Genomic DNA, 11,018 nt, shown 5'->3' on the forward strand with positions numbered 1-11,018 from the left:
TGCATCCCCTGCCCCGCTTGTGCGATATCCCGCGCGAACAACTGTCATATAGGGCCGCGTCACATGATCCTCTACCCCGCCATCGACCTCAAAGACGGCCAGGCCGTTCGCCTGCTGCGCGGCGAAATGGACAAAGCCACCGTATTCAACGACGACCCGGCAGCACAGGCACGCGCCTTTGTCGAGGCGGGATGCGAATGGCTGCACCTGGTCGATCTGAACGGAGCTTTTGCGGGTGAGCCGGTGAATGCTGCCCCGGTTGAGGCGATTTTGAAGGAATGCAATGTCCCTGCACAGCTGGGCGGCGGCATTCGGGATATGGCGACAATCGAGACATGGCTGGACAAAGGCCTGGCACGCGTGATTCTGGGAACCGTTGCCGTCGAAAACCCTGATCTGGTGCGTGAAGCAGCCAGAGCATTTCCCGGCAAGGTCGCCGTGGGCATCGATGCTCGCAACGGCATGGTCGCAACCAAAGGCTGGGCTGAAGAAACAGATGTACAGGTCACGGATCTGGCCCGCAGCTTTGAAGACGCAGGCGTTGCAGCCATCATCTACACCGACATTAACCGTGACGGCGCGATGCAGGGCCCGAATATCGAGGCGACTGCCGATCTGGCCCGCGCTGTATCGATCCCGGTCATCGCATCGGGTGGCGTTTCCTCAATTGCTGACCTCATCGCCCTGCGCGATTGTGGCGCAGGTCTGAACGGTGCCATCTCTGGCCGTGCGCTGTATGATGGCGCCATTGACCTGAAGGAGGCTCTGGCAACGCTCAGAGCGTAGCCGAATGTTCAAATCACTGGTAAGTCGATCAGCACTACCGACATCAAGCCTGCTGCATAACCGCCTGAAGTCGGGCGATTTCCTGGATTGCTTTAGTGTCCCATCTGACCTGCCGCCTCGTCAGGCGGCAGAGATCATCACGGCGTTTCCATCCTGGGCGATCGCGCTGGTTCGATTGAGGGGTCTCTTGGTTGCACCATTTGGGCTCAGCAACACCGGACCGGACGCGGCGGACAAGGTTGGTATCTTCCCGGTGGAACATGAAGATGAAACCGAGGTGATTGCTGGTTTCAACGACCGGCATCTCGATTTCCGAGTTTCAGTGCACTCCGAGGGTGGTCGGATTTCGCTTGCCACATGGGTCCACCGACACAATCTGGGTGGTCGGCTTTATCTGGCAGCGATTCTGCCCTTTCACATCCTGATCGCCCGAAACGCGCTTGCGCGCGTAAACCGGGCGACCAGATGGCCTGAGCCGGCGTAGATTAGCTGGCAGCAGCAGCCGTCAGCTTGGCAAGCGCGCCGCGCATCTTTTCGATGATCGGGGACTTCTCGACTTCATCGAGTTCGTCCATCGTTTCTTTGGGATCCTCATAGGCCAACCAAACCAGACCGTCCGCGTCCTGATATGCCTGTACCTTGAGCGGCAGGAACAGCCCCGCCCGGGGGTCGATTTGCATGGCAGGCGTACCCAGCGCGGGGTTTCCAAAGATCAAAACCTGATTGGCCGGAATGCTCAGCCCAACCTTTTCGGCACCGGCCGCGTGATCTACGCGGGCAAAGACGGTTGCACCCGCATTGCCAACCGCCGCCTCAAGCGCATCCATAACCTCCTGCACTGATTTGTCGGTGTTTACCTTGATAATATCGTCTGCCATTGCTGCGACAGTTCCCCCAAGAATGAATGTGGTCGCGAGAAAGAGTTTACGCATCTCATTGATCTCCTGATGAATTTAGGGACAGTTTTCACAGCTTTGAGGGATGTGACAATCACAAGTCTGGCATCGGCGGGGCTTTGCCGGTAGAGGTGCGCCAACAAAGGATGTCTTATGCTGAAAACCCGCATCATTCCCTGCCTCGATGTCGCCGATGGCCGCGTGGTCAAAGGTGTCAACTTTGTCGGCCTGCGCGACGCAGGTGATCCCGTGGAATCGGCCAAAGCCTATGATGAGGCCGGCGCTGACGAGATCTGTTTTCTGGACATCCACGCCACGCATGAGAACCGGGGTACCATGTTTGATGTGGTGCAACGCACGGCCGAGCAGTGCTTTGTGCCATTGACCGTGGGCGGTGGTGTGCGCACCAAAGACGATGTGCGTGCCCTTTTGCTGGCCGGAGCGGACAAGGTCAGCTTCAACTCGGCCGCCGTGGCAAACCCGGATGTCATCGCCGAAGCCGCCGACCAGTTTGGAAGCCAGTGCATTGTCTGTGCGATCGATGCAAAAACCGTTACCCCGGGGAAGTGGGAAATTTTCACCCATGGCGGGCGCAAGCCAACTGGCATTGACGCCGTTGAGTTCGCCAAAACCGTAGTCGCCAAAGGCGCAGGTGAAATCCTGCTGACCTCGATGGACCGCGACGGCACCAAGGCGGGCTTTAACCTGCCCCTGACACGCGCCATTTCCGATGCCGTGGACGTTCCCGTGATCGCATCAGGTGGCGTAGGCAATCTGGACCACCTGGTTGAGGGCGTTACCGAAGGCGGTGCTAGCGCCGTGCTCGCTGCCTCGATCTTTCATTTCGGCGAATACACAATCCGCGAAGCCAAGGAACATATGGCTGCCGCAGGCATTCCGATGAGGCTGACATGAATATCCTGCAAGAACTGGCTGACACCATTGCGGCCCGCAAGGATGCCGACCCCGAATCCAGCTGGACTTCCAAATTGCTGGCTAAGGGCCCTGAAAAATGCGCCGAGAAGTTCGGGGAAGAGGCCATTGAGGCCGTTATCGAAGCCGTCAAAGGTGATCAGGGCAAACTGACCTCAGAGGCCGCGGATGTGCTGTATCACCTTCTGGTTATGCTGGCCGCGCGGGATGTACCTCTGGATGATGTGCTGACTGAACTGGCAAAACGTCAGGGCATCAGCGGTATTGCTGAAAAGGCTGCGCGGCCCGACAGCTGATTGGACGGGTTCCGTCACGACATTCCACGCCTTATAGTCACAGATCGAGGCGCTCCGGCGCAGGACCGATCAGAGGACGCGTGAATGATCAGACCCTTTGCCTGTGTGCTGGCTGTGCTTGCGATGGTGACGCTTGGTGCGTGCTCTGCCCCACCACCCGCAACCGGAGACGAAGTCCAACGCCTCGCTGCAGAAATACAGAGCCTAGGACCTGATATCGACCCCGAAGAAGCCAACCGGGCGGCAAGCATCACATATGCCTACACCGCCCAACTGGTGCAGGAGTACGAGATCACCGATCCGCCCCTGATCCACAATGCCAAGGTCAACAAGGGGCTGCGTCCGCGCGGGCTGTGCTGGCACTGGGCCGAAGATATCGAGCGGCGCCTCAGGCAGGAGAATTTTCAGACCCTCGCGCTGCATCGCGCGATCGCAAACGCCGACAATCCGTTCCGAATCGATCACAGCACGGCGATAATCAGCCGAAAGGGTGAATCGATGTATGACGGGATTGTTCTGGATCCCTGGCGCTATGGCGGCGTTTTGTTCTGGTCACCGCTCGTTGAAGATACCCGGTACGAATGGGTCCCGCGTGAAGTTGTTCTGGAAAAGCGACGTCAGGAGCAGTTGACCGAACTTACACCGGCTTTCAACGAATAAAGGTCAGAGTTTCGACGAAATAATACCGGTCGCAAAACCGCCCATACGAAGCTCACCAAAAAGTCTCTGATACTCGATCTTGGGGCAGCGGTTCATCACCACCTCGACAGCACGCGCCTGTGCCGCTTCGGCGGCTTCCGGATTTTCGACACCGATCTGCATCCAGATGGTTTTCAGTTCCGGAAAGGCTTGCAGAGCTTCCTCGACAATCGGCGGGACCGCTTCAGATCTCCGGAATATATCCACCATATCAACTGGTTCCGAAATTTCGCTAAGCGTAGCGCGAACCGTTTGACCAAACAGCTCCTTTCCCGCGTGGCCCGGGTTGACCGGAATGACCGTATATCCCTTGAGCGACAGATATCGCGCCACATAGTAGCTGGGCCGCACCGGATTCATGGAGACGCCAACAACGGCGATCACCTTGGTACGCCGCAGGATCGTTTTGAGGAAATCATCTGAATAATCCGGCATAGCTGCACCCTATCCGGTGTCCCCAAAAGAAAAAAGCGCCCAAGAATCTCTTGGGCGCAAGTTTTGGAACGAGGGACAGTGAAATGACCCGCGGCAGTTCCATTCCGCGGTCACTGTGACATTTAAGCATGAGTTTCTTAAAAAAAAGAGGGAGCGCGCATTTTTGTGATGACAGACCGCAAAAAGCAGAAATCCGCCTAGTTCTTATATAGAACTGCCGGCCAGTATTCTTCGGCCATGCGAATATTCTGTGTCAGGTTCCTGTCCCACATCCGTTCGATTGCAGGAGAGTGGGTCAGGTATAGTCTGCCTTCCACGATCTTCCAGGCATTCGGATCAGTGCTGCTGAGCGAACCATACGTCATGGCATAAGCGCAGTACCCCCCGAACTGAGGCGCAAATGCACGTGGGTTACTTTCGAACCGCTCGCGATTTTCCTGTGAAGCGAAATGCCACTCGGCCCCTTTCCACATCACTGCGATTTCGGGTTGGCCACGCGTGGGCACACCTTCGTCAAAGTAGGACACGGCATCATAGCCTGCCATTGCAAGACCATCATCTGCGTAGAACACAGGCCTATCCTGCGCATGCAGCGCAGAAGCAAACAAGGCGGCAGCAAAACTGGCAATCAGGGAACGACGGGATAGCATTGAAACTTTGGATTCCGGATTCTTAGGGTCTCAAAATGCAATTTTTTAGCGCTGGCGGAACCCCCGATGACAAGCTTGTGATCACCCGTGTCGCTGCTGCCGCATCAGTCGAATATATCTTCGATCACGTCCCATGCTTCATCAAGCGCGCGAGAGAAGAGCCCCTTCTTCTTTTTCTTCTTCTTTTTCTTTTCGAACTGCGCCTTGCCCGCGCCGCTGCGCGCAGAGGAACTGTCTGAGACCTTGCTCTTGGGAATCATCTTCATATCTTGCAGCGGGGCGCCGCAGCTTGAACAGCTCAGTTCATGCCGCTGATTCCCTTTCAGAACCAGCGCGGCGCGCGTTCCGCAATAGCAGCAGGTGGCGATTTTGGACGGGCTGGAAATGGCGCTCTCCTGTCAATGGTGTCTGGAAGCATATAAGGCGATCGCAGCCGCATTTGAAACGTTCAACGAACCGAATCCGCCTGATGCGTCGATTTTAACCAATTGATCTACTGTCTCTTTGGTCTTTTGACGCAAACCCGGCCCCTCGGCACCTAGGACCAGCGCGACAGGAAGGTCGCGTTTGCCATCCAATGCAGTTTCGATGGTCTCGTGTGCTTCGCCGTCCAGACCCAGGACAAGAAATCCCATCCCCTGCAGTTCCACTATTGCATCTGCCAGATTGCGAACCCGCAAATAAGGCTGACGCTCCAAAGCACCGCTCGCCGTTTTTGCCAAAGCCCCGGTTTCGGGTGCTGAATGATGTCGGGTGCCTATCACAGCGGAGGCACCCAACACTTCGGCTGAACGCAGAATCGCACCAACGTTATGAGGATCAGTGACCCGGTCCAGCAGCAGCACCCTTGGATTTTCCTGACCAATGCAGTTTTCAGCCAGACCACCCCACTCCAGCGGCTTAACTTCAAGCACGGCGCCCTGATGGACAGAGCCGGGATCTATCGGAGCACTGAATTTGCGTGGATCGACCATCTCTGGCTCGATACCCGCAAAATCAATGGCTTCGGCCAGTTTATCTTTGGCATTTCGGGTCACGATCAGGCGTAGTTTCTGCCGGTTCGGGTTCATCAGCGCATCGCGAACCGCGTGCAAACCAAACAACCAGACGGTTTCGGATCCAGCCGCTTTTCGCGCCTGTTCCTTTTCAATCACCCACTTGGGTTTCTTCATTTTGCTGGCCTCCGGGCCGTGGAACATGTTTCCTGCGCCAAAGCGGAATTTTCCTGTTGACGCTCCTTTGGCGCGCTAGTAATCACGCCTCCACGTCAGGTGCAACGCCTGACAGTGGGCGACAGGCCGCAAGGTGTGGCAGGGGACTGTAACTCCCTCGCGGAGACGCACGCCTGGTTCGATTCCAGGGTCGCCCACCATTTTCTTCAGCATCAGATAGTTACTGCACGCTAAACGAAAGTGGTAGGCCTTACGCCTTGCTGCATATTCTCGAATCCTACCCGCTTATGCGTCGCCAATGCGCGACATATTCCAAATCAATGTCGCTATTGGCAAAAATGTTTGAGGATTCATCCTAGAATACGCTTATTGCCGGTCGTTAGGCTTCGGAATAACCGAAGAGATTCTGGCGCGGCATTTCACACAGCGAATCCGTGCACAGAGAACTAACCATCTGGGCCGACTAACAGACGCCCCAATTCGCGAGGTCTGCTGGTGAGCCTGTTTGTGATCTGCATCATCTTGTCGGCAGCACTATTGCATGCGGTTTGGAATGCGATTGTCAAAACGGCCGCCGACCGCACAACCACGTTGGGTTTGGTGGCGTTTGGCCATGTAATTCCGGCAAGTATCATGATTGCCGTGCTGCCTCTGCCAAGTATGGAGAGCTTTCCCTACATCCTGATCTCGACCGTTGTGCACTTTGGTTACTACTTCATGCTGGGCAAAGCCTATCAGCACGGCGATCTAAGCGTCGTCTATCCGATCGCCCGGGGAATTGTTCCGGCACTGGTTGCCCTCTGGGCGTTTCTGCTTGTGGGCGAAAGCTTGCCCTTGCAAGCCTGGATGGGAATTCTGCTGATTGCATTCGGCATTCAGCTAAGCAGTTGGAAAGCCTTGCGTTCCGGCGTTGATCGAGCTGCATTGTTCTTTGCTCTGTGCACCGGATTTTGTATCTCGATGTATTCAGTAGTGGATGGCATTGGGGTACGTCTGTCCAACAATACGCTCAGCTACTGGGCCTGGGGGGCATTCCTGCATCTGTTCATTGCCGGTTTTGTTGCTGTTCGGAAACGGGCCGTCCTGCGCGAGCTGCCGCTGAAGGTCTGGGGTATAGGTATCCTCGGAGGGCTCGTGTCGATGATCGCATACGGGTTGGTTCTGTATGCCAAGAACTTTGCCCCATTGGGTGCCGTATCTGCCCTGCGCGAGACCTCAGTTATATTTGCTGCGCTAATCGGCTTCATCTTCCTGCGCGAGGGTAACTGGATTCGCCGCCTTGGTGCGGCTGTTCTTATGGCTGCAGGCGTGGCACTGGTCGGGCTATCAGTCTAAACGGCACGCTCTTTTCGCTCGACCCCGCCTTAGTTTGGCAAACATCCCCATTCATGGACGACCTCATTGCCGCGAATGCTAAGTAGCAAGCCGAACTGATTAAGGACCGCTTCGCTCTGGCTTGGGCGCAGCAGTGCAATGTCACCCGGTTGCGCCTGCGTTGCTTTTGGTCCGGTCCAGACCTCCTGATTACTCGATCGGCCAAAGATGCCAGAATAGTTGAACTTTTCGGGATAGGCGGGTTCAGCCAAATAGTGTCCGCCGAACACCGCAATATCGGTGCGCCGACGAGGGCCCAGAAAATCCAATCCGGGCATCCGGTTGCCCGGCATTACTTTCAGAATTGGCGTCGCCAAAAACAGTGCCGGTGAAAACGCTTGTGTTGTGGCATGATCGAAGTCTGATGGCTTGACCAGTACAGAGCCAAAAGCGACCTCGGTCGCTGATCCACTGGCCATATAACTCTGAAATGTCAGGCTGCCGCCGGTGTTCAGGCAAAGATCACCTCTGCCCGACCCCAAGGCCTCAACCGAACGACGGTACGCTTCCGTGCAGGACCGGGCGGCCGCCCCGCGCAATACCGAAGGAAGCTTTGCCAGATGCGCCTCATACCCCATCACGCCGGATAGAACCGCGTGTGGGTGCGTGTCGATCATCTTACCAGCCTGCGCGACCTGATCGGGCGTCATACCCCCCCGATGCAGGCCGATGTCCAGTTCAAGCGACAGACGAAGTGTGGTTTCGATCCTCTCGGCCAAATCCAGATACTCTGCCAGGCGCGTGGGGGTATCAATCAGCCACTGCACATGACGGGCGGCATCTGGTTGCACCTGCAGAACGTGCGCCGCCGAAGTTACCAGCAACGGCTTTCCCAACAGGTGGTCGATCTCAGGCCCAGCCGCGAGCAGCGCCAGCAGCATCGGCTCGGAGAACGTCATGAGGCCCGATGTGGGTATCTTTGACCGGATGTGATCCAACAAGGGCAGGCAGGGCAGAGATTTTGCCACCAAGCGATAATCGAGCCCCTGATCTGCCCCCTTTGTAGCCGCCGCACAATTCTCATCAAGCCGATCCAGATCCACCACCGCGACCGGCTTGTCCACACCATGGCGTTTCAGCGTGTCCGAGAGCTGCCGAAGGTAATTGTCGCTCATGGCTGGAACAGCCGAGCCATCGCAGGTGAAAGGAATTTCCCGGTCGGGTCCAGTTTCTCTCGCAAAGCGCAGAACCGATCGAAATCGGGATAGAGTCTCGTGAGTTCCTTATAGGTCAGGCCGTGCATCTTACCCCAGTGCGGACGGCCACCCGCTTCGACGAACAGGGGTTCGATGGCGTTGAAATAGCACTCATGATCCTCATCCGCATCGCTGTGAATTGCGATCGAAATACGAGGGCCGTCCTGAAAAGGTGAAAGCGCCGCGTTGTCACCCGCTGTCTGCCGAACCTCAATCGGGAAATAGATATCCCTGTGGTCACGCTCGAGGCGCAGGATGACCTCTTTCAGGACGTCTCCTGCCGTTTCAGGTGGCAGATGGTACTCCATTTCCTTGAAACGGATACGCCGGTCACTGCAAAGCACCTGCCAGCTTTCGCCTACATAATCCTCATCCGACTGCGCCAGTGTCAGCAGGTGCAACAGCCCCTTCCGCAAACCGGCACTGAGATGACCCGCATTACGTGCCAGTTTCAGAACCTTGACGGCAATCATGTCGAGATCACGCGGGGCCTTGGTTTCGGGCGCGTCAGTCAATTCGTGGCGAATTTCAACGGCCTTGCCTGTGAAGGGGATGTAGAAGAACTCGAAATTCCGGTTCCCGGCCCAATTGTCGTGCATGGTATCCAGGCTGTCCTGTAAGGCAGACAGGCGTACCCGGCGGTGCAGATTGTATTTTGGCACGACGTTGATCTGCGCCTCGGTCAGCACACCAAGCAGGCCAAGCGTGACCTGTGCCATTTCCAGCGGAATATCGTCTGTCGACAGCATGTCGCCATTGGCTGCAACAAAGCGTGCGGCAGTGATTTCCGCCGCCAGGCACGGCAACTCACGTCCCGTTCCATGAGTCGCGGTCGAAACCGCACCCGCAAGCGATTGGGTGTTGATATCGCCAAGATTGCGAAAGGCGACCCCATGATTGGCCAGAGCCGGTGAAAGATCACGCAGACGCGCATTGGCGTTGACCCATGCCTTGTCGCCATCGACCTGCAAAACAGTCGGGACATCGAGATCCGAAAGATCAATGATCCGGTCAGCGCCGGATACGACCGCGGTAAAGGAATGCCCTGCCCCCACCGCGCGCATGGATTGAGGAGCAGCAACCGCCTGCTGCAATGCCGCGACCGATACCGGCCTTGCCGGCGTTATCTGTGCGGTTTCGTTTCCGGCCCAATTGCTCCACATGCTCGTTCTCCTCCCCAATTCCAAGGAGGATTGCAGCGGCGAGACCACGAAACAAGTCTGGTTTTCAGCGCATTACGCAGCGTGACTTGGGTTATTCAGCAGCCGGGCGCAGACCGGTGACACGGTCGAACCATGCCTCGATGCTGTCCAGGTCTGGATCCAAAGCCTGAGCCGCGTCATCGGTAAACAGCTGGAACTTGTCATGGTTCAGCCCGTTCACGCCAACCAGTACAGGAATATCCAGCGCCAGCGCTTCGCCGATCACAGGGCGGAAACCGCGCCCGTCAGCTTCGTGCTTGCCGAATTTATTGATGATCAGCAGTTGGGGGGCCTCAGCCAGTGACGCGGTGACATAGCCTACCGCTTGCTCAAGTGCCGCAGGGTCCAGTCTGCAGCCGCGCGACATCGTACCCAGCGACTGGGAAATACGAATGGTCTCTCCATCCGGCAGAACCCGAAGATCCATGTCGCACTTACTGTTGTCAGCGCATTCCGTATTCGTCTGCACCACACCGGACAGCTTTGCCCCACGGGCCAACAGGCGCTCGGCCACCGCACTCAGCAGGCGGTCGGTTGCACCCCGATCGGTGGTTGTGACATAGGCCAGATTCATTGAGAGACCCTCATAGTACCAGATGTGAGTTTCAGATAGCACGCATGACCGCTTGCGACCACTCCCCCGCCTTACGGCAACGGAGAGAGGCCGATCACAGGTGCGTGCAGGTGGAGAAGGACCGCATAGGCCGCAATTGCCGTCAGCCAGACCCATGGGCGCGGCAAGGGCTTTGGCATACGGAGCGACAGACGTGCAGTGTTGCGCGACAGGCGCTCCCAGTCTTGCCCCAACTGACGCTGTTTCCGTCGATCAATCAGGGCCATACCCATCCATGCAAATCCGGCAAATAGCCCGAACAGGATGACGTGGGACAGGCTGCCATTAGCCAGTATATGCGCGAACGCCCAGAGCATGAGCGCGACGAGGATCGGGTGGCGCGTCGTACGCAGGATACCGGGGTTGTCCGGATCAAACGGCTTGCGCCCAAGCCCACCGAACGAAAACGGGTTCTGGATTGCCAGACCTGCAACAGCCAACCAACACACCACCGGCATAACCAGCAAAGGAACCCAGCGAAAGACCGCAAGTGGCGGGATTACCTCGACATAGGGCGCCTGCGCCGCGGCTACGATCAACCATGCCAGCACGGCCAGAGAGAACATGGAATAGGCCGCAAAATACCCGGTTCTGCCCAGCGTATCTATCAGACGCTCACGCACAGCAGGACGCGCAGGGATGACGTGGCTGAGCAGAAATACAAGAAGTGCTGCAAGGAATGAGCCCCAACCGGCCATAGTGATCTCCGAACTCTTTTCGCCCGAATTACAGCCTGCTGAACACGTCGTCTTTGTTCAAAGTCAAA

15 protein-coding genes and 1 tRNA gene are annotated in these 11,018 nt (G+C 56.9%); 7 read left to right on the top strand and 9 right to left on the bottom strand.

All coding sequences use genetic code 11. From position 1 onward, the window contains the following. Positions 1-63: 63 nt before the first annotated feature. The gene (hisA, locus tag ACR0IO_RS02705; RefSeq protein ID WP_480739362.1) at positions 64-786 is read left to right on the top strand and encodes a 1-(5-phosphoribosyl)-5-[(5-phosphoribosylamino)methylideneamino]imidazole-4-carboxamide isomerase; all 723 of its coding nucleotides are present in this window, start codon (positions 64-66) and stop codon (positions 784-786) included. 4 nt (positions 787-790) lie between these two features. Further along, on the top strand, positions 791-1,270 hold the full coding sequence (locus ACR0IO_RS02710; protein WP_480739364.1) for a DUF2867 domain-containing protein: 480 nt from the start codon (positions 791-793) through the stop codon (positions 1,268-1,270). A 1-nt stretch (position 1,271) separates the two neighbouring features. Here ACR0IO_RS02710 and ACR0IO_RS02715 read toward each other — a convergent pair whose 3' ends face one another. Next, positions 1,272-1,718 (bottom strand): DUF302 domain-containing protein, encoded by a 447-nt coding sequence (locus tag ACR0IO_RS02715; RefSeq protein WP_480739367.1) that lies wholly within the window; start codon positions 1,716-1,718, stop codon positions 1,272-1,274. 117 nt (positions 1,719-1,835) lie between these two features. Between ACR0IO_RS02715 and hisF the strand changes: the two genes are divergently transcribed. The 3 genes from hisF to ACR0IO_RS02730 all read left to right on the top strand — a co-directional run bounded on the left by hisF (position 1,836) and on the right by ACR0IO_RS02730 (position 3,571). After that, the gene (hisF, locus tag ACR0IO_RS02720) at positions 1,836-2,597 is read left to right on the top strand and encodes an imidazole glycerol phosphate synthase subunit HisF (protein ID WP_480739369.1); all 762 of its coding nucleotides are present in this window, start codon (positions 1,836-1,838) and stop codon (positions 2,595-2,597) included. Next, a complete protein-coding gene (locus tag ACR0IO_RS02725) occupies positions 2,594-2,911 on the top strand; it encodes a phosphoribosyl-ATP diphosphatase (RefSeq protein ID WP_480739371.1) in 318 nt (105 codons plus the stop codon). The genes hisF and ACR0IO_RS02725 overlap by 4 nt, the downstream gene beginning before the upstream one ends. An 84-nt stretch (positions 2,912-2,995) precedes the next feature. Next, entirely contained in the window at positions 2,996-3,571 is a 576-nt protein-coding gene (locus ACR0IO_RS02730; protein ID WP_480739373.1) for a hypothetical protein, read from the top strand. 3 nt (positions 3,572-3,574) lie between these two features. Here the strand turns inward: ACR0IO_RS02730 and ACR0IO_RS02735 are convergent, their stop codons facing one another. The 4 genes from ACR0IO_RS02735 to rlmB form a co-directional block, all read right to left on the bottom strand. After that, complete coding sequence (locus ACR0IO_RS02735) at positions 3,575-4,045, bottom strand: CoA-binding protein (protein WP_480739376.1); 471 nt, start codon at positions 4,043-4,045, stop codon at positions 3,575-3,577. Between the two features lie 197 nt (positions 4,046-4,242). Further along, on the bottom strand, positions 4,243-4,695 hold the full coding sequence (locus ACR0IO_RS02740; protein WP_155147298.1) for a YHS domain-containing (seleno)protein: 453 nt from the start codon (positions 4,693-4,695) through the stop codon (positions 4,243-4,245). Positions 4,696-4,799: 104 nt separating this feature from the next. Beyond that, positions 4,800-4,961 carry a hypothetical protein gene (locus ACR0IO_RS02745; protein WP_367646936.1) on the bottom strand — a complete coding sequence of 54 codons (162 nt, stop codon included), beginning with the start codon at positions 4,959-4,961 and terminating at the stop codon, positions 4,800-4,802. 132 nt (positions 4,962-5,093) lie between these two features. Next, positions 5,094-5,867: a 23S rRNA (guanosine(2251)-2'-O)-methyltransferase RlmB gene (gene rlmB, locus ACR0IO_RS02750; RefSeq protein WP_170331697.1), complete on the bottom strand. Its 774-nt coding sequence runs from the start codon at positions 5,865-5,867 to the stop codon at positions 5,094-5,096. Positions 5,868-5,983: 116 nt separating this feature from the next. Here rlmB and ACR0IO_RS02755 point away from each other — a divergent pair. Both ACR0IO_RS02755 and ACR0IO_RS02760 read left to right on the top strand, forming a co-directional pair. Next, positions 5,984-6,067 (top strand) — tRNA-Tyr (locus tag ACR0IO_RS02755). 295 nt (positions 6,068-6,362) lie between these two features. Beyond that, positions 6,363-7,202 carry an EamA family transporter gene (locus tag ACR0IO_RS02760; protein ID WP_209016239.1) on the top strand — a complete coding sequence of 280 codons (840 nt, stop codon included), beginning with the start codon at positions 6,363-6,365 and terminating at the stop codon, positions 7,200-7,202. A 29-nt stretch (positions 7,203-7,231) separates the two neighbouring features. On the opposite strand, the gene ACR0IO_RS02765 is transcribed toward ACR0IO_RS02760, so the two are convergent. The 4 genes from ACR0IO_RS02765 to ACR0IO_RS02780 all read right to left on the bottom strand — a co-directional run bounded on the left by ACR0IO_RS02765 (position 7,232) and on the right by ACR0IO_RS02780 (position 10,950). Then, positions 7,232-8,356: an alanine racemase gene (locus tag ACR0IO_RS02765; protein ID WP_480739378.1), complete on the bottom strand. Its 1,125-nt coding sequence runs from the start codon at positions 8,354-8,356 to the stop codon at positions 7,232-7,234. Further along, on the bottom strand, positions 8,353-9,600 hold the full coding sequence (locus ACR0IO_RS02770; RefSeq protein WP_480739380.1) for a D-arabinono-1,4-lactone oxidase: 1,248 nt from the start codon (positions 9,598-9,600) through the stop codon (positions 8,353-8,355). The genes ACR0IO_RS02765 and ACR0IO_RS02770 overlap by 4 nt, the downstream gene beginning before the upstream one ends. 91 nt (positions 9,601-9,691) lie before the next feature. Beyond that, positions 9,692-10,213 (bottom strand): DUF2478 domain-containing protein, encoded by a 522-nt coding sequence (locus tag ACR0IO_RS02775; RefSeq protein ID WP_155147289.1) that lies wholly within the window; start codon positions 10,211-10,213, stop codon positions 9,692-9,694. A 71-nt stretch (positions 10,214-10,284) separates the two neighbouring features. Then, on the bottom strand, positions 10,285-10,950 hold the full coding sequence (locus ACR0IO_RS02780) for an NnrU family protein (protein WP_480739383.1): 666 nt from the start codon (positions 10,948-10,950) through the stop codon (positions 10,285-10,287). Positions 10,951-11,018 lie beyond the last annotated feature (68 nt).

Source organism: Ruegeria sp. CE12 (genome assembly GCF_056537525.1).

Bases quoted from the DNA above. Each gene is read 5' to 3' on its own strand.
- ACR0IO_RS02730 (WP_480739373.1), top strand. From the start codon at position 2,996: ATGATCAGACCCTTTGCCTGTGTGCTGGCTGTGCTTGCGATGGTGACG.
- ACR0IO_RS02745 (WP_367646936.1), bottom strand. From the start codon at position 4,961: ATGAAGATGATTCCCAAGAGCAAGGTCTCAGACAGTTCCTCTGCGCGC.
- ACR0IO_RS02740 (WP_155147298.1), bottom strand. From the start codon at position 4,695: ATGCTATCCCGTCGTTCCCTGATTGCCAGTTTTGCTGCCGCCTTGTTT.
- ACR0IO_RS02735 (WP_480739376.1), bottom strand. From the start codon at position 4,045: ATGCCGGATTATTCAGATGATTTCCTCAAAACGATCCTGCGGCGTACC.
- rlmB (WP_170331697.1), bottom strand. From the start codon at position 5,867: ATGAAGAAACCCAAGTGGGTGATTGAAAAGGAACAGGCGCGAAAAGCG.
- ACR0IO_RS02780 (WP_480739383.1), bottom strand. From the start codon at position 10,950: ATGGCCGGTTGGGGCTCATTCCTTGCAGCACTTCTTGTATTTCTGCTC.
- hisF (WP_480739369.1), top strand. From the start codon at position 1,836: ATGCTGAAAACCCGCATCATTCCCTGCCTCGATGTCGCCGATGGCCGC.
- ACR0IO_RS02775 (WP_155147289.1), bottom strand. From the start codon at position 10,213: ATGAATCTGGCCTATGTCACAACCACCGATCGGGGTGCAACCGACCGC.
- ACR0IO_RS02715 (WP_480739367.1), bottom strand. From the start codon at position 1,718: ATGCGTAAACTCTTTCTCGCGACCACATTCATTCTTGGGGGAACTGTC.
- ACR0IO_RS02725 (WP_480739371.1), top strand. From the start codon at position 2,594: ATGAATATCCTGCAAGAACTGGCTGACACCATTGCGGCCCGCAAGGAT.
- ACR0IO_RS02770 (WP_480739380.1), bottom strand. From the start codon at position 9,600: ATGTGGAGCAATTGGGCCGGAAACGAAACCGCACAGATAACGCCGGCA.
- ACR0IO_RS02765 (WP_480739378.1), bottom strand. From the start codon at position 8,356: ATGAGCGACAATTACCTTCGGCAGCTCTCGGACACGCTGAAACGCCAT.
- hisA (WP_480739362.1), top strand. From the start codon at position 64: ATGATCCTCTACCCCGCCATCGACCTCAAAGACGGCCAGGCCGTTCGC.
- ACR0IO_RS02710 (WP_480739364.1), top strand. From the start codon at position 791: ATGTTCAAATCACTGGTAAGTCGATCAGCACTACCGACATCAAGCCTG.